The following is a 20,016-nucleotide window of genomic DNA, read 5'->3' as shown; positions in this document are numbered from 1 at the left end:
GGAGGCGCGGTGCCAGCCGGCACCGCGCCTCCCGTCCGTCAGTGGTCGCGTCGGGCGCTACTCGGCGATGTTCGCGGTCACCGCGTCGATGTAGGCCGCACGCTCCTCACGCGAGTGCGGACGCCCGGGCACGCCGGGGCGCTGCTCCCACGGGAACGGACCCGCCTCGTGCCGGTACTCGATGCCCATCGCCTCGAGCCGGGCGACGTGCTCGGCGAGCCGACCGCGGAACTCCGCGACGTCCCGGGGACCGGTGACGTCCGCCGACCACAGCGCCTCGGCCAGGGCCGCGACGCGGGGGAACAGCTGGTAGTCGAGCTTCCGCGCGGTGTCGACGTGCTCGGTCCACATGTTGCCCTGGCCGCCGATGACGTGTGCGCGCTCGGCGTCGGTCAGGTCGGACGGCACCGGGTCGAAGGCGAAGACGTCGTCCACCGTCAGGACGATCGACACCGGGATCGGCTCGGTCTCGAGGTCGCTCTGCCGGTAGTCGAGGTACACCTGGTCGTCCGGCGCCGAGATGACGTCGTGGCCCCGCTTCGCCGCGGTCCGGGCTCCGGTCAGGCCGCGCCACGAGACCACGGTCGCCGACTTCGACAGGGTGCCGCCCTCGAGGATCTCGTCCCAGCCGAACGCCCGACGACCGTGCGACTCGACGTGGGCGGCCAGCCGACCGATGATCCACGCCTGCAGCTGTTCCTCGTCCTCGAGGCCGAGCTCGCGGATGCGCTCCTGCGTGCGCGGGTCCTGCTCCCACTGCACCTTCGGGCACTCGTCGCCGCCGACGCCGATGTACTCGGAGGGGAACAGCGCGATGACCTCGTCGAGGACGTCCTGGAAGAACGCGATCGTCGACTCCTCGGCGTTCAGCACGTCGTCGGCGATGCCCCACTCGGTCCAGACGTCGATCGGCTGCCCGGTGACCCCGAGCTCCGGGTACGCGGCGAGGGCGGCGCGGACGTGGCCGGGCGTCTCGATCTCGGGGACGACGGTCACGAACCGGTCGGCGGCGTAGGCGACGATCTCGCGGATGTCGTCCTGCGTGTAGTAGCCGCCGTGCGGGCGGCCGTCCTTGCCGGCGATCACGAGTTCGCCGTCCGGTCCGGGCACGTGCGCGCCGACCTGGGACTCCGTCCGCCACGAGCCGACCTCGGTCAGGCGCGGGTACTTCCGGATCTCGATGCGCCACCCCTGGTCCTCGGTGAGGTGGAAGTGCAGCCGGTTCAGGCGGTGGGCGGCCAGCTGGTCGACGACCCGCATGACCTCGTGCTTGGTGCGGAAGTGCCGGGCGACGTCGAGCATGACGCCGCGCCAGGCGAAGGCGGGGGCGTCCTCGACCGTGACCGAGGGGATCGACCACGGGCCGGTGCCGACGCGGCCCTTCCGGTAGACGTCGGCGGGGAGCGACTGCAGGAGGGCCTGGACGCCGTAGAAGACGCCGGCAGCGCTGCCGCCGGTGACCTCGACGCGGTCGGGCGTGACGTCGAACCGGAAGGCTTCGGAGCGGTCGCCGCCCGGGCCCTCGGGCAGAGCGGCGGCGGTCGCGTCGTCCGTGTCGGTCGCGACGCGCAGCACGATCACGTCGGTGGCGTGCGCGTCGTCGGCGTCGCGCACCGGCAGCCCGGTCGATCCGCGCAGGGTCTGCTGCAGGTACAGTCGGACGGACTCGCTCGCAGGGTCTGCGGCGATGCGTGTCGACGGGGTGATCGCGAAGGCACCGACACCCGGTTCGGTGCGGCGCGGCCGTGGGATGAGCATGTCGCAGTCCACCATTCCTCAATGATCTTTCGTAATATGGAGGCTATGGCTGTGGACGAGACCGTGTCAACGCTTCCGGGTGGCGTCGTCGGCAGCACCCCGGGGATGCTCCGCCTCATCAACTCGCGGGCGATCCTCGACGAGCTCTTCCGCGACGACTCCTCGCACACGGTCACCGAGCTGAGCCGCACGGTCGGACTCTCCCGTCCCACGGTCGAGGCGGCGCTCGCCGACCTGGTGGCCGAGGGCTGGGTCACCGAAGCCGAGGCGATCGCCACGCCGAACAAGGCGGGCCGCCGGGCGAAGCGCTTCCGCGCCGACGCCGGGGCCGGCTCCGTGCTCGGCGTCGACCTCGGGCTGCACGGCATCGTCGGGCTCCGGTCCGACCTGCGCGGCCAGCAGCTCGCCCGGGTGGAGGAGGTCTACGCCGACCTCGCCTCGGCCGAACAGGCGTGGGACAGCGTGCAGGACGTCGTCCGCCGGCTGGTCGAGGGCACCGAGCCGTCGAAGCTCCTCGCCGCCACCTTCGGCGTGCCGGCAGTCGTCGACCGTTCCGGCGAGATCGACTACACCGTGGCGGTCCCGCAGTGGGTCGAGCGACGGGTCCCCGGCCGCATCGGCGACCTGTTCCCCGGCGCCGCCACGTTCTTCGACAACGACGCGAAGCTCGCCGCCACCGCCGAGGCGATGTGGGGACGCTTCCGCGGCGTGCAGGACGGCCTCTACCTGGTGATGGGGCGCCAGATCGGTGCCGCGTACCGCATCGACGGGCAGCTCGCGCGCGGTGCGCGCGGGGCGGCGGGCGAGATGGGCGGCTTGGCATCGACCGGCTGGCCGAGCGCGCCGGCCCGCCTGGAGGCGCGGATCCCGTCCGGCGCGGACCTCGAGTCCGTCATGGCGGCGGCCGGGCAGGGCGACGCCGACGCGTCGGCGGTCGTGCGGGCGTTCGCCGCGGACGTCGCACCCGGTGTGGTGCAGCTCGTCACGACGATCGACCCCGAGGTGGTGGTCGTCGGCGGCGAGGTCCTGCCGGCCGCAGCCGTGTTCGCCGAGGCGCTCGCCGAGGTCGTCACGCCGCAGCTCAGGCACCCGGTGGAGATCGTCCCGTCGACGGTCGGCCGCGACGCCGTGGCACGCGGCGCGCTCGCCCGGTCGCTCACCCACGTCCGGACGTCGCACATGGGGCTCGGCTGACCGGACGGCGACGGGGCTGATCCCCAGGTCGCGCGCCGGGATCTGTCAGGGCGTTCAGGGACGATGGACACATGACGACTGCCCTGGCCGCGCCGGCCACGACCGTGACAGCCGCCGGGGACTCCGAGATGGGTGGCCTCTCGGGGCTCGTGCTCCAGCTCATCGACGCCCTGGGCGAGTGGGGCGTCGCCCTCATGCTCTTCGTCGAGACGGTGTTCCCGCCGATCCCGTCCGAGGTGATCCTGCCGCTGGCCGGCTTCCTCGCCGGGGCCGGGCGGATGAACCTCGTGCTCGTCCTGGTGCTCGCGACCCTCGGGTCCTACCTCGGCGCGCTGGTGCTCTACTGGCTCGGGGCGGGGATCGGCTTCGAGCGGACCACCCGCTGGCTCGGCAAGCTCCCGCTCGTCGACGAGGACGACTTCCGCAAGGCCGCCGACTGGTTCCACCGGCACGGCAAGAGCGCGGTGTTCTTCGGCCGGTTCGTGCCGATCGTCCGCAGCCTGATCTCCCTGCCGGCCGGCGCCGACCGGATGCACCTCGGCACCTTCTCGCTCTTCACGATCATCGCCAGCGGGATCTGGAACAGCGCGCTGGTCCTGCTCGGCGCCGCGTTCGGCAACCAGTACGACCGGGTCGAGCAGTACACGGAGTGGATCGACCGGGTGCTCTACGTCGCGATCGCGGTGGTCGTCGTGACCTTCGTCGTGCGGCGGATCCGTCGGGCGCGGGCCGAGCGGACGGACGCTGGCCGGTCCGACCCGGCGCCGCGCGGGCGCCGCCGGGCCGGAGCCGCCGAGGACTGAGCCCCGCTCGTCGTCAGGCCTTCGTCAGCGCCGACTCCTTGTGCGCGGCTCGCTTCCCCGACTTCTCGGACTCGATGATCCAGTACGGGTCGTCGTCCGTCGGCTTGAACGACTGCCCGTCGAACTGGAAGTCCTTCGTCTTCTTCTCGACCAGCGTGCCGGTCGTCTTCCCCTGCGACGTGTTCCAGTGCACTTCGTCGCCCTTCGACAGCGCCATCCTGTCCTCCTTGCGTGATCGCTCACCTTCGTGGGAGTCGGACTGTACCCCGATGCATCCGCATGAACACAGGGAAGTAGGCCGATCACGATGTCATAACGCCGCAGCGGAATCGGACGCGGCCGCGTACCGTACTGGGTGAGTCACCTTGCTGGCAACTGCCACGGATCACCGGGCTCCGAACACGGAACGACGACACCATGACCCTGCTCGACAGCGTACGGACGGACACGGTCCTCTCGGGCCGCTACCGGCTCGTCAAGCTGATCGGCACGGGCGGCATGGGGTCGGTCTACGAAGCGCGCGACGAGCACACCTACCGCGCGGTCGCCGTGAAGATGTTCGCCACGCCCGACTCGATGACGACGGCGGACCGGGTGCGCCAGGAGCGCGAGATCCGGCTGCTCAGCATGCTCTCGCACCCCGGGCTCATCCCGCTCTACGACGCCGGTACCCACGAGTTCGACGACGGCCCGCACCGGTACATCGTGATGGAGCTCATCGCCGACACCACGCTGCTCCGGCGTCTGGCCGACGGCGCGCTGCACAACTACGAGGTGGCCGACCTCGGCGCCCAGCTGGCCGATGCCCTGGCCTACGTGCACTCCCGCGGGATCGTCCACCGTGACGTGAAGCCCGCCAACATCCTCATGAGCGACGAGGGGTCGTCCGGGTTCGCCCGCACCGTGAAGCTGACCGACTTCGGCGTCGCGCACTTCGTCGACGGGTCGCGGCTGACGAACGACGGCACGATCATCGGCACGGCGGCGTACCTCAGCCCCGAGCAGGTCGCCGGGGAACCGATCAGCTTCGCCACCGACATCTACTCGCTCGGGCTCGTCCTGCTCGAGGCCCTGACCGGCAAGCAGGAGTACTCCGGCACCCTCATCGAGGCAGCCCTGGCCCGACTGCGGCACGACCCCGAGATCCCCGAGGGCATCGCGCCGGAGTGGCGGGACCTGCTCGCGAAGATGACGGCCCGCGATCCCGAGCGTCGCCCGACCGCGGTGGCGATCGCGAACGCGCTGCGCGGCGGTTCGACGCAGGTCACCGGTCCGGTGCCGCTCGGCCCGCAGCGGGTCAAGCACAAGCGCGACCACCGCATGCACCGGGCAGCGCACCGGCACGCCAAGCGCGGCACGTTCGCGGTCGTGCGCCGCTGGCGTCGCCGGAACGTGCTCGTCGGGTCGTTCGCGGCGTTCGGCGTCATCGTCGCGTGCGGCGCCGCCTACGTGGCGGGCATGCTGCACTGACGTCCGTCGCCCGGCTACGTCCTCAGCGAACGCCATCGCTCCGAGGCCGTGCGTCCCTGGCAGGATGGACAGCATGACCGACCAGCGCTGGATCAAGATCTGCGGCCTGTCGACGCCCGAGACCGTGGACGCCGCCATCGACGCGGGTGCCGACGCGGTCGGGTTCGTCTTCGCCGCGGGCAGCCCCCGCACCGTGACCGCCGATCTGGCGAAGGAACTCGTCGAGCGGGTGCCGGACGGCATCGACGCCGTCGGGGTCTTCCGCGACCAGGAGATCGACGAGATCGTGGGCATCGCGTCCGAGGTCGGGCTGACCACCCTGCAGCTCCACGGCGGTGAGCGGGCGACGGACTTCGCCCGTGCGCGTGACGCCGGGTTCTTCACGATCCGCGCGGTCGCGGCCGAGGACTACCTCCGCGAGACGCCCGAGGTGCGCGCCTCGTACGACCACGACCTGTTGCTGCTCGACGCCGCGGTGCCGGGCAGCGGGCGACTGATCGACCCGGCCTCGATCGACGGCAAGGTCGACGAGGCCTGGATCCTCGCCGGCGGGCTCACCCCGGCGAACGTCGTCGCGGCGATCGAGTCGCTCGACCCGGACGGCGTGGACGTCTCGAGCGGCGTCGAGTCCGAGCGTGGCGTGAAGGACGCGGCGAAGATCCGGGCGTTCGTCGAGGCCGTCCGCAGCATCCCCTGACCGGACCCGCCCGACCGGACCCCGTCGGGGCGTCAGCGCAGCGTCGGGATGAGCTCCGTCAGGAAGGCGTCGGTGTCCGCCCAGCCCGTGACCGCGTGGCAGGGCACGCCGAGGGCCTTCACCGGGTAGTCGTTGCCCTCGGGGTCGAGCCGGTCGCCCACGAAGAGCATGTCGTCGAGCGCGATGCCGGTGATCTCGGCGAGACGCTGCATGCCGTAGGCCTTGTCGATGCCCTTGCGGGTGATGTCGACGCTCGTCGAACCGCCGGAGCGGACCTCGAGGTCGGGGAGGTCGGCCTGCACCCGACGGCGGAGGTCGTCCTTCTTCGCCCCGGTCGGGTCCCACTGCTTCTTGACGTCGACCGGCGCCGCCTGCCCGAGCGCGGAGAACGTGATCTGCGATCCCCGGTCCTCGAGGATGGCACCCCAGGTCTCGGACTCCCAGTACCCGGCGGCCTTGGCGTGTGACTCCACCGCGGCGAGGGCGCGGGCCTTCTGCTCCTCGGTGAGGTCCTCGGCGTACTGCAGGACCCAGTCGTCGCCGGCCCACCGGTAGTAGCGGGTGCCGCACGTCGGCAGGAGGTGCAGGTCGTCGAGGGTCAGGCCGTCGCGGTCGCGGAGCGGGGTGACGAGCTGCTGCTCGAACTGCTGGAAGTTGCCGCCGGAGATCACCGCGACCGGCACGACCTCGAGCAGGGACGCGAAGGTCTCGAGCATGCGGGGGTCGAGCGCGGACTTCGAGGGGGCGAGGGTGTCGTCCAGGTCGAAGGCGACGAGTCGGGGCGTGGTCATGCGACCGATTCTGTCAGGTCCGGCCGACAGCCACCGCCGGTCAGGAGCGGTGGGTGGTGGGGACGCGGTCGCGCTTGTACGTGATGTCGGTGTACCCGTGCGGGGCCGGGTTGCCGTCGGCGTCGAGGTTCACGAAGACGACCTCGTCGATGGTCAGGATGCTCTGGTGCGTGAAGAGGTTCCGGGCCTCGGCGCGCATGGTCAGCGAACTCCGCCCGAAGCGCGTCGCCACGAGGCCGATCTCGACGATGTCGCCCGCCTTCGCGGAGGACACGAACTCGATCTCGGACATGTACTTCGTGACGACCTTGCCGTTGCCGAGCTGGATGATCGCGTAGACGGCCGCCTCCTCGTCGATCCAGCGGAGGAGGCTGCCGCCGAAGAGGGTGCCGTTCGCGTTGAGGTCCTCGGGGCGGACCCACTTCCGCGTGTAGAAGTTCATCTCCGGCTGGGCGTCGTCGTGCTGTTGTTCGTCGTGCTGCATGTCACGACATACTACGCGTCCGCGTCCTCGCAGAGGGCGCGGCCGCGTGCATCGGAGCGACTACTCCTTGACGAGGACGACCTCGTCGAGCGGCAGGCGCGTGCGGGGAGCGACCTCGCGCTCGGCGGCCTTGTCGTCGAGCTGCGACGGGTCCGCCACGGTGCCGATCGCGGTCACGGTGAAGGGCAGGAAGCGCTCCGGCAGGTCGAAGGCCGCGCGGAGACCCTCGGCGTCGATGCCCGCCATCTGGTGCACGTGCAGGCCCTCGGCGTGCGCCTGGACGGTCAGCGCGGCGAGGGACTGACCGAGGTCGTACTGGGCGAACGGACGCTCGTCACCGTCCTCCGTCACGGTCTCGAGCACGCCGACGACGAGGGCGCTGGCGCGGAAGGCCCACGTGGCGTTGAAGCCGAGCAGGTTCTCGTTGATCTTGCGGAACGTCTCGGTGCCGCGACGGCCGGCGATGAAGCGGCGGGGCTGGAAGTTCATCGCGGAGGCCGCCCACCGAGCGGCCTCGAGGACGGCGTCGAACTGCGCGTCGGTGACGGTCGCCGTCTCGTCGTAGGAGCGGGGGCTCCAGCGCTCCTCGAGGAGCGGGACGAGGGGCTGGCTGGAGTCGGTCGAACGCGTGAGCGTGCTGGAGTTCGTCGAGGTCATGGTGCGCTCAACGGTAATCGATGCGTACGCATTCCGACCGGTACGGCGTCACATGACACCGCGGCGCGACGGCACCTTGCGGCACGCGCGCTGTCGGGGGACCCACTCGGTGCGAGGATGGACCCGATGGGTGGCGTGTTGACCGGGTTCGCGATCATCGGCGCGATCATCGCGGCCGGGTACGTCGTCGGGCGCACCGGCCTGCTCGGGCCGCACGCCCAGTTCGTGATGAGCCGGCTCGCGTTCTTCGTGCTCATGCCCGCCCTGCTCTTCCACACCATCGCGAGCGCCGACATCGGATCGCTGCTGTCACCGATGCTCTGGGTGTCCCTCGTCAGCGCGGTCTCGGTCGCGCTCGGCGCCGCGCTCGTGTTCCGGCTCGTGCTCCGCCGCCCGCTGGCGACCACCACGATCGGGGCACTCGCGTCGAGTTACGTGAACGCGAACAACATCGGGCTGCCGGTCGCCGTGTACGTCCTCGGGCAGGCCACCGCCGTCGTGCCGGTGATCCTGCTGCAGCTCATCGTGCTCGCGCCGATCGCCCTCACCGTGCTCGACACCGCGACCTCGGACGGTGGCAGCTGGGGACGGCGGATCTCCGGGCCGTTCCGCAACCCGATCATCATCGCGTCACTCGTCGGGCTGGCGTTCTCGGCGACCGGGATCGAGCTGCCGACACCGGTGCTCGAGCCGTTCTCCCTCGTCGGCGCCGCCGCGGTGCCCGTCGTGCTGCTGTCCTTCGGGATGAGCCTGCACGGGGCGACGCCGCTCCGTGACCCGGCGATCCGCACCGACGTCATCGTGGCCTCGGCGATCAAGCTCGTGGTGATGCCCGCGGTGGCGTTCGTGTTCGCCCGCTTCGTGTTCGGGCTCGGCGACCAGGACGTCTTCGTGCTCACGACCCTCGCGGCGCTGCCGGCGGCGCAGAACGTCTTCAACTACGCGCAGCGCTACGGGGCTGCCGTGCCCGTGGCGCGCGACGTCGTGCTCATCTCGACGATCGGCTCGGTGCCGGTCCTCGTCGCCGTCGCGGCGCTCCTGCACCCGTAGGCGCGAGCCGCCACCGCCCGCGGGAGGCTACCGCCCGCGGGTCGCTTCGAGGGAGCAGGAATCGTCGGGACGTCCCAGACGAGGCGACGATTGGTGCTCCCTCGCCGGTGCTCCCTCGCCGGTGCGGTCCCGCGCGTACCCTGACGCACACGGGGCGGACCGCTCCGTGACCACGAGGAACAGGAGATCCCGATGGACACGATGGCGATGATGAAGACCATGTCGACGAGTGACATGCCCGTGTCGATGGACATGGACCTGATGCAGGACACGATGATGGCGATGAACGCCGCGTCGATGGCCGCGACGATGTGCTCGGCGAGTGACATGCGGATGGGGGCCGAGATGGCCACGTGCGCGGCGATGTGCTCGAACACGGCGATGCTGGCCGACACCGGCATGCGCATGATGATGCGGCCGATGGGCATGGACATGCCGTCGATGCAGGCGATGCTCACGGCCGTGACGACCATGGGGACGGCCTGCGCCGCGGAGTGCCGCAAGCACGCCGACATGGACGAGGCCTGCCGCTACTGCGCGATGGCGTGCGACGACATGGTCGCGAAGTGCGAGGCGATGCTGGCCTCGATGACCGCCTGACTCCCGCTAGGCGACGCGTGCGGTGGTCTTGCGGCCACCCGCGCTGAGGATCTCCGCGGCCGGGTGGTGGGCGACCGGGTCACCGACCGACACGAGCGTGTCGGCGTCCGCCACCCGCAGCTGCGTGACGTCGCCGTCCAGGAAGGCGACCACCAGGTCGACGGGACGTGTCTCGAGGACGATGCCGTCCCTCCAGGCCCTGGGGGTGGCGTCCGCCATGACGCGCTGGATGGGAAGGATCGTCGACGGGGTCGTGCGGGACATGGCTTCACCTGCTCTCGGAGGAATTCGGTGCAGGGAAACCTACGTCGGCCCGCTCCGCCCGTTCAACGCGCGGCTACCCGGGACGTAACAGAGCCGTCAGAAGATCATCGGGCGGTCGTCGTCGAGCGAGGTCTCGAGGTCGAGGTCGACCGTGACGGGGACGTGGTCGCTCGGGGCGTCGCCCTTCCGCTCGTCGCGGTGGATGCGGGCGTCGGTCACGACGTCGGAGAACGCCTGCGACCCCATCACGAAGTCGATCCGCATGCCCTCGTTGCGGGGGAAGCGCAGTGCCTTGTAGTCCCAGTAGGTGTAGCCGTCGGGGACGATCGGCCGGACGACGTCCTGCAACCCGCGGGACTCGAACGCACGGAACGCGGCACGCTCCGGCTCGCTGACGTGCGTGGCACCCTCGAAGGCCCGCACGTCCCAGACGTCCTGGTCGAGCGGCGCGACGTTCCAGTCGCCCATCAGCGCGAGGGGCTGCGCCGGGTCCGCCGCGATCCACTCCGCCGTCCGGTCGGCCAGCTCGGCGAGCCAGTCGAGCTTGTACGTGTAGTGCGGGTCGCCGACCTCGCGCCCGTTCGGCACGTAGAGGCTCCACAGGCGGACGCCGTCGACCGTCACGCCGATCGCGCGGGCCTCGGTCGGGACGTCGGGGCCCTCGTGGCCCTTGAGGAAGCCGGGCTGCCCGGGGAAGTCGCGGGTGACGTCCTCCATCGGCAGGCGGCTGGCGAACGCGACGCCGTTCCACTGGTTCGTGCCGTACGCCTCGACCGTGTAGCCGGCGGCCTCGAACGCGTCGACCGGGAACTGCTCGGGCTTGCACTTGATCTCCTGCATGCCGAGGACGTCGACGTCCTCGCGCACCAGCCAGTCGACGACCCGACCGACTCGGGTCCGGACGGAGTTCACGTTCCAGGTCGCCACGCGCATGGGTCCGAACCTACCGGGGACCACCGGCAACCGAGTGCAGCGCAGCGGCCCGGACGGCCGCCGCGGACCGACGCCGCGTGCCGTGTCCTGCTCTCGGCCGCGGCACGGCACGATGGTGTTCGCTGGGTGGTCCAGCAATCGACCGCAACCGGAGGCACTCATGGCAGCGACGACGAACCGCGTCGACGGGACCGCGACGACGGGCACCGTGACGACGCAGGTGACCACCAACGGCAGGACGATCATCGACGACACGGTCGTCGCGAAGGTCGCGGGCATCGCCGCCCGTGACGTCCCGGGGGTCTTCGCCCTCGGCGGCAACGCAGCGCGTGCCTTCGGTGCGATCCGCGACGCGATCGGTTCGAGCGCGCTCGGACAGGGCGTCCGGGTCGAGGTCGGCGAGACCCAGGTCGCCGTCGACCTGACGATCGTCGTGGACTACCCGATCCCGATGATGGACGTCGCGTCCGCCGTGCGCGCGGCCGTCACGAAGGCCGTGACCGAGCTCGTCGGCCTCGAGGTCACCGAGGTCAACATCGCGATCAACGACGTCAACATCCCGGCGCTCAACGGGGTCGAGACCGATGCCGAGGGTCGCGTCCGGTGAGCGCCACCGTCGTCGGCATGGGCGTCGGCGCGGTCCTCGCGATCGTCGCCGTGACGCTCGGCTTCTGGGCGTTCGTCGTCGTCGCCGTGTTCATGCTCGTCGGCGGCCTGGTCGCCCGCATCGTGTCGGGCGACATCGACTTCCGCCGCCTGCTCGACGTGCTGCGCGGACGCCGGAGCTCGTCGTGAGCGCAGCCGCGGTGGCGAGCGGCGTCGCAGCGCCACCGCCCGCTCCGCGGCAGGTGGCCGGGTACGACCGCGTCGGCTCGGCAGCCCTGGTCCACACGGCGCAGGCGGTCGCCTCCGAAGCGCTGCGTGTGCCGTTCCGGGAGGCCCGTGCCCGGGTCGCCGACGACGGTCACGGTGCGCTGGCGGTCGAGATCACGGCCCCGCTCGCCGTCCCGGTGCTGGGCAGCCACGCGGTCCCCGACGAACCCGTCGTCACCACGGCGCACCGGGCCCGCGCCGTGATCGCCGAGCGGCTCCGCCACATCACCGGCCGACAGGTCGAACGGGTGACCGTGACGTTCTCGTCGTCGGTCGTGGACACGCCGAGGAGGGTCCGGTGACGCTCCAGCAGCAGGAGGCGACGCCGGCCGCGACGCCCGGTCGCACCCACGACCGCGTCTACCGCCGCATCGTCCGCCGCGAGACGAGTGCCTCGCGCTCGGGCACGGTCGTCGTCGCGATGCTCGTCCTGCTCGTGCTCGCCGCCGCGGCCGTGTTCGCCGCGGCCCTCGTGCTGCTCGACCAGCGGGTGCTCGGCATCGACCCGCGCGACGTCGTGGACCGCGCCGTCGGGGCGCCGCGCGGCCTCGACACGACGATCACCGTCGGCATCGCCGCGATCGTGGCGTTCCTCGGCCTGGTGTTCCTCGCGCAGGGCCTCCTGCCGCAGCGTCGGCCCCGGCACGCGATGTCGTCCGACCGCCTCGCCGTGGTCGTCGACGACGAGGTGCTCGCCTCCGCCGCGGCCCGTGCGGCACGCTCCGTGACCCGGCTCGGCCCCGACGCGGCCGTCGGCACCGTCGGTCGCCGCACGGTCGACGTCGTGCTCCGCCCCGCCGCGGGCGTCGACGTCCCCGCCGTGGCCGCGACCGAGGCGGTGACCGAGGAGTTCGCCGCGATCGACGCCGAGCCGCCGATCACCGCGCGGGTGCGGGTGCAGCCGACCGGACGGGTGGACGGATGAACGCGACGAACCGGGGCCTCGGCCGCACGGCGCTCGTCGTCGTCGGACTCGTGCTGTTCGTCGCCGGCGTCGCGACGATCCTGGTGCAGACGGTGCCGTGGGCCGCGTCCACGTGGCACGACTCGGGCCGTGCACTGGGCGACCTCGGCGCCGGGGCCGCCCGTGACGCCTCCGTCACCGGGTGGACCTGGGTGCTCGGCGGGGCCGTGGTGCTCGGGATCCTCGCGCTCGTCGTGCTGACGACCCTCGGCGGCGGGCGCGTGGGCACCGTGGTCGAGGACGACGGGTCCTCCGACGGCGTGGCCGGCCTCGTCCGCATCGACGCCGCAGCGGTGCAGCACGCGCTGTCGTCGGCGATCGGAGCGATGCCGCAGGTCGGGTCGCTGGCGGTCGACGTCTACCGCGTCCGTGGCAACCGGGCGATCCGCATCCGTGTCCGACCCCGTCGAGGGGCTTCGCCGCGCGAGATCACGACCGGGGTCGAGGGCATCGTCGCCGACCTCGACGCGCTGCTCGGCGACCGGCTCCCGGTTCTGCTCGAGATCGCTCGGGGCGGATCGGGCTCGGGCCGGACCGACCGGGTGCACTGAGGCCGCCGTGCCGCGCTCCGTCGACGGCCTGGCCCGCGCTCGCGGGGACGTCGTCGTGCCGCACGTCGTGACCGAGGCCGCGCGCGGTCGACCGGTGCAGGCGGTGTGGGTGAACGAGATCGGTGGCCGGACGTTCCGCATCGGCGAGGACGGGCACGCCGAGGAGTACGTGAAGGTCCTGCCGCACGCCTACGCGCGTTGGGTCGTCGGCGAAGCGGCTCGGCTGACCTGGGCGTCCCGGTACGCGCGGGTGCCCGAGCTGCTCGACCACGGCCTCGACGACGAGGGGGCCTGGCTGCGGACACGCGCCCTGCCCGGGTGGAGTGCGGTGGACCCCCGCTGGCACGACGAGCCGCGGACGGCCGTGGTCGCGGCGGGGGAGGGCCTGCGCGCCCTGCACGAGGCGCTGCCGGTGCTCGACTGCCCGTTCGAGTGGTCCACGGCGCAGCGGACCGGTCGTGCACGCGCTGCCGGCGTCGACCCGGAGTCGATCGGGCCGGAGCCCCCGGTCGACCGCGTGGTGGTCTGCCACGGGGACCCCTGCACGCCGAACACGCTCATCGGCGCGGATGGACGGTGGGCCGGACACGTGGACCTCGATGCACTCGGCATCGCGGACCGCTGGGCCGACCTGGGCGTCGCGACGATGGCCCTCGGGTGGAACTACGGTCCCGGGTGGGAGCAGCTGTTCCACGAGGCCTACGGGGTGCCGATCGACGAGGAGCGGACCGCCTGGTACCGGGCGCTGTGGAACCTGGACGACGACGGCATCGAGACCGCCGACGGCGCTGGTCGCTAGAAGCCGACGCCCCGGGCGCCCATGAACGGGATCGGGTCGACGGTCGCACCGCCGAGGTGGACCTCGAAGTGCGTGTGGCACCCGGTGGAGGCACCCGTGGAACCGACGAGGGCGATGAGCTGCCCCGCCGAGACCCGCTGGCCCGAGGCCACCCGGTACCCGCCGTTCACGATGTGGCCGTAGGCGGTCTGCACGCCGCCGCCGTGGCTGATCCGGACGTAGTTGCCGTACCCGCCGTACCAGCCGGCGTAGTCGACGGTGCCCGCGGCCGCCGCGACGATCGGGGTGTAGCAGCCGCTCGCCAGGTCGGCGCCGTCGTGCTTCGTCACCGCACCGGTGATGGGGTGCACGCGGTACCCGTAGGGGCTGATGACGTAGCCGCTCGCCGGACGGACCCAGCCGGTCCCGCTGCCGGAGCCCGCCGAACCGCCGGCGCCCGAACCGGAGCTGCCGGTGCCACCGCCGCCACCGCCGCCGCCGCCGCCGCTGTTCGCCGCTGCCGCCAGGGCTGCGGCCGCACGTGCCGCTGCTTCGCGCGCGGCCTTCGCCTCGGCGGCCTTGCGGACCTTCTCGCCCTGTGCGAACTCCGCTTCGGTCCGCACCCGTCCGGACGTCAGGGTCGCGAGCTGGGCGTCGAGGCGCGCCTTGTTGGTCTGCTGTTCGTCGTAGGCGGTCTGCACCTTGTCGGCCGCGGCCTGCGAGGCCTGCATGCGGCGCTCTGCCTCGGCCGCGAGGTCCTCGAGCGCCTCGGCTGCGCGGTCCGCCTGCGCGGTGAGCGAGCGGGCGACCGCGGCGTCGGCGGTAGCTGCTGCCTCGACCCGTTCGGCCTGCTCGGACAGCTTGCTGAGGGCGCCGAGGTTGTAGAGGAGGTCCTTCGCGTCCTCGCCGCCGGTGATCACCGAGGCGGTGACGTCGGCGCCGCCGGAGCGGGCCATCTGCGCGGCGAACTGTCCGGCCTGCGCGGCGCTCTGGTCGGCGATCTCCTTGTGCTCGTCGGCGTCGGCACGGAGCCGCTGTTCCTTCTCGGCCGCGTCCTGCGCGTCGCTCTGCGCCTCGAAGAACTCGGTGCCGAGCCGCTTCGCCTCGGCCTCGGCCGCCTTCAGGTCGTCGGAGAGGCCCGAGATGATGCCCTTGATCGTGGTGATCTGCCCCTGCTTGGCGGACTCCTGCCCGCGGGCGGCCATCACCTCGTCCCACGAGGGGTACTTCGCCGCACTGGCCGAGGGCGCGTCGAGCACGACGGTGCCGACGAGGCCGGCGAGGGCCAGGGCGGTCGCAGCGAGTCGGAGGCGCACGGTCGCACGCGTCGTGCGGTGGCTGAGGGGGCGAGTCACGGCGACGAGCCTATACATCCGTACAGAGAAGACGGCTCGACGGCGCGCCGCTGTGGAGAACTCGTGTGCGGAGAACGGTGCGGGGAACGGCTCAGAAACCGCGCTCGAGCCGGATTCGGTCGGCGCTGTCCACCACGTCCCGCTGCAGGACCGATGCCCCGGACGTGCCGGCGTAGTCGTACACGTCGAACCCGGTGCAGTGCGTGATCGACGCGGGGCTGCCGAGCGAGTCCTCGACCGCGGTCGTCCAGAGGTCGTGCGACCCGATGACGACGAAGGTCGGCGCGGCGTCGCGGTAGGCCCCGAGGTCGACGAGCCACGGGTACGTCTCGAAGGTGTCGCGGACCTGCAGCAGCTGCACGTTCTCCGACGAGTACGCGGCGAGGGGCCGCACCGTCCAGAACTGGCCGACCCCGACGACGTCGCGGCCGTCGGCCCACGTGTCGAGGCACGAGGCCGGGTCGTAGCGTGCCGTGACGACCGCCCGCGCGGTGCTCGGCGCCGTGGCGACCCCCGCGAGCAGGACCCCCGCGGCGGCGATCGCCAGCACGACGCGCACCCCGCGCCGGGGCCGGTGCACCTGGGTGCGACGGACCGCCGTGCGGGCGAGTTCGGCGATCGCCACGAGGGCGAGGAGCGGTGCCGTCACGACCGGCTCGAGGTACCGGGGGGTCTCCGAGCCGGCGACGACCACCCCGACCGACACCGCGAGCACGGTGACCAGGGGGAGCGCCGCCGCGACGAGCACCGTCCGCGAGGTGCGCACCCGCCACGCCCACACCGTGCCGCCGACGGTGAGGAGCACCCCGACGAACATCAGGAGGAGCCCGGCGTCCCCGGAGGCCGAGCCCGCGCGGTCGTCCGTCAGCGCGGCGAAGAAACCGAGGGTCTCCGCCGCCCGCGACGGCTGCACGTAGGTGGAGGGGTCGAGCGACACGAACGGCCGGAGCGGGATCCGCAGCAGGTACCCGACGACGGACCCCGCCGTGACGGTGCCGGCGAGGAGCACCACCGGGCGCCAGGGCAACCGGCGCGCGAGGGCGAGCAGCACGAGCGTCACCACCACCGGCGCAGCCGACCACGGCACGTAGAGCGGGTTCGACGCGGTCGTGCACGCGGCGACGAGCCCGAGGACGACGAGGACCGGCACCGAGGCCCGGCCGATGCGCACCGCCCGCAGCACGAGCACGGCGGTGCCGAGCATCGCCAGGACCACGCCGTAGTAGTACGTCGTGGTGAGGAGCAGTGACGCGAGCTCGAGCGACGTCGCGGTCGCCGACGACTCGGTGAGCACCAGCAGCGTCAGGAACCCGAGGGCGATCGCGGAGACGGCGATCCGGGCCGACCGTCGCGCTGCCGGCATCAGCTCGTTCGCGGCGGCACGGACCAGGGCGTACACGGCGAGGAGCACCACGACGCCGTTGAGCGCGAGGGCCTGCTGCGGGGTCGCCGTGACCGCGGCGCTCAGCAGGTAGACGGGTAGCTCGGGGAAGAAGAACAACGCCGGGGACATCGCCCACTCGAACGGCTGCCCCAGCTCCATCGACCGCCGGACGAGCGGCAGCAGCACCGAGTCGCCGTCGTACCAGAGCAGGTCCACGCGAGCCGTCGCGACGACGTGGCGGAGGGCGATGACGGACAGGGCCAGCGCGATCAGCGCGCCCACTGCCTCCTGGCCGGTCGCGGCGACCAGTCGACGCCACCGCGGGCCGCCCGACAGACGCGCCACGGCCGTGGTCGTGCGCGCGTCGGAGGACATGACCGGAGCGTACCGAGTGACCCTCTTCCCCACCCCCACGGGCTGGGGGAGCGCGCTCCGGGGACGACCGGCTACCCTTGTGGGCTGTGACCGACGCGCGCGACCAGCTCATCCAGTTCATCTCGGACGAAGCGGTGTTCCACGGCGACTTCACCCTCACCAGCGGGAAGAAGGCGACGTACTACATCGACCTCCGGAAGGTGAGCCTCGACCACCGCGTCGCCCCGCTCATCGGGCAGGTCATGACGGACCTCGTCGGGCAGATGCCGGACGTCGACGCCGTGGGCGGCCTCACCATGGGCGCCGACCCGATCGCCAGCGCCGTGCTGCACCAGGCCGCCGCCCGTGGCCTGGCCTACGACGCCTTCGTCGTCCGCAAGGAGCCGAAGGACCACGGCCGTGGCAAGCAGGTCGAGGGGCCGGACCTCAAGGGCAAGCGCGTCGTCGTGCTCGAGGACACCTCGACCACCGGCGGCTCGCCGCTCAAGGCCGCCGAGGCGCTCGAGCGCGAGGGCGCGATCGTCGCCGCCGTGGCCGTCGTCGTCGACCGCGACACCGGCGCGAAGGAGAAGATCGAGGCCGCCGGGTACCCGTACTTCGCGGCGATCGGGCTGGCCGATCTGGGGCTGAGCGCGTGACCCCGGAGCGTCCGGACGACGCGCACGAGCCCGACCAGGCCGCCGGTCCCGAGCGCGGGGACGACGGACTGGAGGCACGGCGCGAGTCCGCCCCGGACGCTCCGTTCCACGGTCTCCGCAGTGCCGCCGACATCTTCGGTGCGCCGCGCGGTGCCGAGGACTGGCCGTCGCGGCGCGAGCGCCGCGAGGCCGAGAAGACCGCTCGCGAGACCGGCGCACCGCTGCCGGAACCGTTCGAGCCCGAGGCCGAACCGGAAGCCGAGCCCCAGGCGACGGCCCCGACGTCCTCGTCCGCCGACGAGGACGCCGCCACCCAGGCGATCTCGATGCCCGAGCAGCTCACCGCCCCGTCGGTGAACCCGCAGGCGAGTGCCGAGCACGAGCGCGAGACCCTCGGCGAGCGGATCCCGGCCGCTGCCCCCGTGCCGCCGGCCCCGGCCGCGCCGCACCCGTCGTCGATCCAGCTGCCGACCGCGCAGTCGCACCGCGACCAGCGCGCAGCCGAGAACCGCGCGATCGAGGACGAACGCCGCCGCCTCGACCCGTTCGGCGAGGGCCGCAGCGACGTCGACTGGCTCGGCCGGGCGACCGGGTCGCACCCCGAGTCCCCGGCGCCGGCTGGCCCCGTGGCGCCGCAGCAGCCGCTCGGCGTCGAGAACGTGCTGCCGACGAGCGACGAGCCGCCGAGCTTCACCGAGCTGCTCCGCATCGCCGACGCCGCGGCCGCGCAGGACGCCGCCGCGCACGACCGTCCCTTCGACTGGGCGATCCACGACGACGAGGCCGGTGAGGTCCCGGCGACCCTGACCACGAACGCATTCGACACGACGGCCCTCGCGGGTGGCGCGTGGACGCTGGCGGACGAGTCCGACGACGACGTCGTCTCGGGTGAGCTCGCGACGCCGGGCCTCGGCTCGCCGGCCGTCGTGCCGCCTCCGGTCGCCGTGCCGCCCGCCGTGCCGCCGGCTGTGGTCCCGCCCGCCGTCGTGGTGCCGCCGGCCGTGGTCCCGCCGGCTGTCGTCCCGTCGGCTGTCGTTCCGCCTGCAGTGGACGACTCGGACGACGCGACGGCGACGCCCGGCGACGAGCCGACCGCGGCCTTCGACTGGACCCTCGCCGACGACGCGAGCGACGAGGCGGACGCGGCCACGGGCCTCCCGGCCGACGAGCGCGACGCCGAACCGGACCGCACCCGCGCCGACGCGGCGACGACCGCGCTCCCGGTGGCGGGGACGCCCTGGTGGGCCGAGCCGGAGGCGACCGTGCCGCCGACCGCGGCCCCGCCCCTCGTCGAGCCCGCTGCCGACGCCGAGGCACCGGCGTACCCGGCGCACCTGCCGCCGGCCGTCGGGCAGGACCTCGACGCCGTGATGGGCATCCGCGGGCACGCTCCCGCCGACGACCGGGCTCCGGAACCGCTGCCCACCGCCGCCCCGGACGACCTCGACCAGTCCGAGTGGGACGGCCGCGAGACCAGCGACACCAGCGCCATCAAGGACCTGTTCGGCACCGAGGCCGTCGGCCAGCTCGGCGGCACCGGCTACGACCCGCACGACAGCAGCACGCGGATGATGCCCGCGGTCGGCAGCACCCCGGCGCACGCTCCCGCGCCCGGCCGCACGCCCGTGGCCCCGACGGCTCCGGCGGCCGCCGCCGGTGGTGGCGACCGCGACAACTTCATCAACGAGGGCTTCGCCAAGCTGCGGAACGAGGGACAGCGCGGCAAACGCCTGCTCATCTGGGGTTCGATCGCCCTGATCGTCATCCTGCTCGTCGCGGTGTTCGCCCTGACGCGCTGGATCCTCGGCAACACCATCGAGGAGCACACCCCGGCGCCGACGTCGACCTCGGCTGCCTCTGCCCAGGCCTCGTCCGCGTCCTCGGCGAAGGCCTCGACGGCCTCGAGCCCGGCCGCTACCCCGTCGCCGTCGCAGGGGCTGCAGACGCTGCAGTTCGCGACGACCCCCGCGGCCCCCGGCGAGCACGGCTGGACCGAGCTCGCCGGTGGGGAGTGCCTGTCGCCGTTCTCGAACGCGTGGGCGCAGACCTTCACGGTCGTGGACTGCGCGACACCGCACATCGCCCAGCTCACCGCACGCCTGCCCGTGTCGGCGAACCAGTGGCCGGGGCCGGACGCCCTCTCGGCACAGGCCGCGGAGCAGTGCCAGACCTCGGCGGCGCTGAACACCTCGGCGGCCGCTGCCGTCGGTGACGTGCAGGTGCAGGGCTCCTACGCGCCCGATCAGGCCACGTGGGACCAGGGCGACACCTTCATCTCGTGCTTCGTCACGCGGTCGTCCGGGCAGCCGCTGACGGGGTCCGTCGCGCCGTAGGGCCGGCCGGTCGCGCCGGCCGCCCGGGTCAGGCGACCCGGAATGACATCGTCGACGTCGTACG

23 protein-coding genes are annotated in these 20,016 nt (G+C 72.7%); 14 read left to right on the top strand and 9 right to left on the bottom strand.

Annotated elements, in window-relative coordinates:
• Positions 1-57: 57 nt before the first annotated feature.
• The gene (locus tag BIU96_RS13350; RefSeq protein ID WP_083402905.1) at positions 58-1,773 is read right to left on the bottom strand and encodes a beta-N-acetylhexosaminidase; all 1,716 of its coding nucleotides are present in this window, start codon (positions 1,771-1,773) and stop codon (positions 58-60) included.
• Positions 1,774-1,803: 30 nt separating this feature from the next.
• Here BIU96_RS13350 and BIU96_RS13345 point away from each other — a divergent pair, with 30 nt between their 5' ends.
• Positions 1,804-2,952, top strand: a complete 1,149-nt coding sequence (locus tag BIU96_RS13345) for an ROK family transcriptional regulator (RefSeq protein ID WP_175477554.1) — start codon at positions 1,804-1,806, stop codon at positions 2,950-2,952.
• Positions 2,953-3,023: 71 nt separating this feature from the next.
• Positions 3,024-3,755, top strand: coding sequence for a DedA family protein (locus BIU96_RS13340; RefSeq protein ID WP_071293101.1), 732 nt, complete (start codon positions 3,024-3,026; stop codon positions 3,753-3,755).
• Between the two features lie 13 nt (positions 3,756-3,768).
• Here the strand turns inward: BIU96_RS13340 and BIU96_RS13335 are convergent, their stop codons facing one another.
• Complete coding sequence (locus BIU96_RS13335) at positions 3,769-3,972, bottom strand: DUF2945 domain-containing protein (protein ID WP_071293100.1); 204 nt, start codon at positions 3,970-3,972, stop codon at positions 3,769-3,771.
• 200 nt (positions 3,973-4,172) lie between these two features.
• On the opposite strand from BIU96_RS13335, the gene BIU96_RS13330 reads away from it, so the two are divergent.
• Complete coding sequence (locus BIU96_RS13330; protein WP_071293099.1) at positions 4,173-5,225, top strand: serine/threonine-protein kinase; 1,053 nt, start codon at positions 4,173-4,175, stop codon at positions 5,223-5,225.
• Between the two features lie 73 nt (positions 5,226-5,298).
• Entirely contained in the window at positions 5,299-5,922 is a 624-nt protein-coding gene (locus BIU96_RS13325; RefSeq protein ID WP_071293098.1) for a phosphoribosylanthranilate isomerase, read from the top strand.
• A 32-nt stretch (positions 5,923-5,954) separates the two neighbouring features.
• On the opposite strand, the gene BIU96_RS13320 is transcribed toward BIU96_RS13325, so the two are convergent.
• The 3 genes from BIU96_RS13320 to BIU96_RS13310 are packed head-to-tail and all read right to left on the bottom strand — an operon-like array spanning position 5,955 to position 7,854.
• Entirely contained in the window at positions 5,955-6,713 is a 759-nt protein-coding gene (locus BIU96_RS13320) for an HAD-IIB family hydrolase (RefSeq protein ID WP_071293097.1), read from the bottom strand.
• Between the two features lie 40 nt (positions 6,714-6,753).
• Positions 6,754-7,197 (bottom strand): acyl-CoA thioesterase, encoded by a 444-nt coding sequence (locus BIU96_RS13315; protein ID WP_083402903.1) that lies wholly within the window; start codon positions 7,195-7,197, stop codon positions 6,754-6,756.
• A 60-nt stretch (positions 7,198-7,257) separates the two neighbouring features.
• Positions 7,258-7,854: a nitroreductase family protein gene (locus tag BIU96_RS13310; protein ID WP_071293096.1), complete on the bottom strand. Its 597-nt coding sequence runs from the start codon at positions 7,852-7,854 to the stop codon at positions 7,258-7,260.
• A 126-nt stretch (positions 7,855-7,980) separates the two neighbouring features.
• Here BIU96_RS13310 and BIU96_RS13305 point away from each other — a divergent pair, with 126 nt between their 5' ends.
• Together BIU96_RS13305 and BIU96_RS13300 are read left to right on the top strand one after the other, a co-directional pair.
• The gene (locus tag BIU96_RS13305) at positions 7,981-8,904 is read left to right on the top strand and encodes an AEC family transporter (RefSeq protein WP_071293095.1); all 924 of its coding nucleotides are present in this window, start codon (positions 7,981-7,983) and stop codon (positions 8,902-8,904) included.
• A gap of 192 nt (positions 8,905-9,096) precedes the next feature.
• Complete coding sequence (locus tag BIU96_RS13300) at positions 9,097-9,504, top strand: aldehyde dehydrogenase (RefSeq protein ID WP_071293094.1); 408 nt, start codon at positions 9,097-9,099, stop codon at positions 9,502-9,504.
• 6 nt (positions 9,505-9,510) lie between these two features.
• Here the strand turns inward: BIU96_RS13300 and BIU96_RS13295 are convergent, their stop codons facing one another.
• Together BIU96_RS13295 and BIU96_RS13290 are read right to left on the bottom strand one after the other, a co-directional pair.
• Positions 9,511-9,768, bottom strand: a complete 258-nt coding sequence (locus BIU96_RS13295; protein ID WP_071293093.1) for a hypothetical protein — start codon at positions 9,766-9,768, stop codon at positions 9,511-9,513.
• Positions 9,769-9,864: 96 nt separating this feature from the next.
• Positions 9,865-10,701: an exodeoxyribonuclease III gene (locus tag BIU96_RS13290; protein ID WP_071293092.1), complete on the bottom strand. Its 837-nt coding sequence runs from the start codon at positions 10,699-10,701 to the stop codon at positions 9,865-9,867.
• Between the two features lie 160 nt (positions 10,702-10,861).
• Between BIU96_RS13290 and BIU96_RS13285 the strand changes: the two genes are divergently transcribed.
• The 6 genes from BIU96_RS13285 to BIU96_RS13260 are packed head-to-tail and all read left to right on the top strand — an operon-like array spanning position 10,862 to position 13,888.
• Positions 10,862-11,308 carry an Asp23/Gls24 family envelope stress response protein gene (locus BIU96_RS13285; protein ID WP_071293091.1) on the top strand — a complete coding sequence of 149 codons (447 nt, stop codon included), beginning with the start codon at positions 10,862-10,864 and terminating at the stop codon, positions 11,306-11,308.
• The gene (locus BIU96_RS13280; RefSeq protein ID WP_071293090.1) at positions 11,305-11,496 is read left to right on the top strand and encodes a DUF2273 domain-containing protein; all 192 of its coding nucleotides are present in this window, start codon (positions 11,305-11,307) and stop codon (positions 11,494-11,496) included. Before BIU96_RS13285 ends, BIU96_RS13280 begins: the two co-directional genes overlap by 4 nt.
• Complete coding sequence (locus BIU96_RS13275; RefSeq protein ID WP_071293089.1) at positions 11,493-11,876, top strand: hypothetical protein; 384 nt, start codon at positions 11,493-11,495, stop codon at positions 11,874-11,876. The genes BIU96_RS13280 and BIU96_RS13275 overlap by 4 nt, the downstream gene beginning before the upstream one ends.
• Complete coding sequence (locus BIU96_RS13270; protein WP_071293088.1) at positions 11,873-12,499, top strand: hypothetical protein; 627 nt, start codon at positions 11,873-11,875, stop codon at positions 12,497-12,499. Before BIU96_RS13275 ends, BIU96_RS13270 begins: the two co-directional genes overlap by 4 nt.
• A complete protein-coding gene (locus BIU96_RS13265; protein WP_071293087.1) occupies positions 12,496-13,089 on the top strand; it encodes a hypothetical protein in 594 nt (197 codons plus the stop codon). The genes BIU96_RS13270 and BIU96_RS13265 overlap by 4 nt, the downstream gene beginning before the upstream one ends.
• A gap of 7 nt (positions 13,090-13,096) precedes the next feature.
• On the top strand, positions 13,097-13,888 hold the full coding sequence (locus tag BIU96_RS13260) for an aminoglycoside 3'-phosphotransferase (protein ID WP_254786147.1): 792 nt from the start codon (positions 13,097-13,099) through the stop codon (positions 13,886-13,888).
• On the opposite strand, the gene BIU96_RS13255 is transcribed toward BIU96_RS13260, so the two are convergent.
• Together BIU96_RS13255 and BIU96_RS13250 are read right to left on the bottom strand one after the other, a co-directional pair.
• Positions 13,885-15,222: a M23 family metallopeptidase gene (locus tag BIU96_RS13255; RefSeq protein WP_083402902.1), complete on the bottom strand. Its 1,338-nt coding sequence runs from the start codon at positions 15,220-15,222 to the stop codon at positions 13,885-13,887. The genes BIU96_RS13260 and BIU96_RS13255 overlap by 4 nt on opposite strands.
• A 91-nt stretch (positions 15,223-15,313) precedes the next feature.
• Positions 15,314-16,981, bottom strand: a complete 1,668-nt coding sequence (locus tag BIU96_RS13250; RefSeq protein ID WP_071293086.1) for a hypothetical protein — start codon at positions 16,979-16,981, stop codon at positions 15,314-15,316.
• Positions 16,982-17,067: 86 nt separating this feature from the next.
• Between BIU96_RS13250 and pyrE the strand changes: the two genes are divergently transcribed.
• Positions 17,068-17,619, top strand: coding sequence for an orotate phosphoribosyltransferase (gene pyrE / locus BIU96_RS13245; RefSeq protein ID WP_071293085.1), 552 nt, complete (start codon positions 17,068-17,070; stop codon positions 17,617-17,619).
• On the top strand, positions 17,616-19,952 hold the full coding sequence (locus BIU96_RS13240) for a septum formation family protein (protein WP_071293084.1): 2,337 nt from the start codon (positions 17,616-17,618) through the stop codon (positions 19,950-19,952). Before pyrE ends, BIU96_RS13240 begins: the two co-directional genes overlap by 4 nt.
• Positions 19,953-20,016 lie beyond the last annotated feature (64 nt).

This window comes from Curtobacterium sp. MCBA15_008 (genome assembly GCF_001865065.1).
In the GTDB taxonomy this organism is placed as follows: Bacteria; Actinomycetota; Actinomycetes; order Actinomycetales; family Microbacteriaceae; genus Curtobacterium.
The sequence above is the reverse complement of the archived record's forward strand: the minus strand, read 5'-3'. Positions and strand labels throughout refer to the sequence as shown.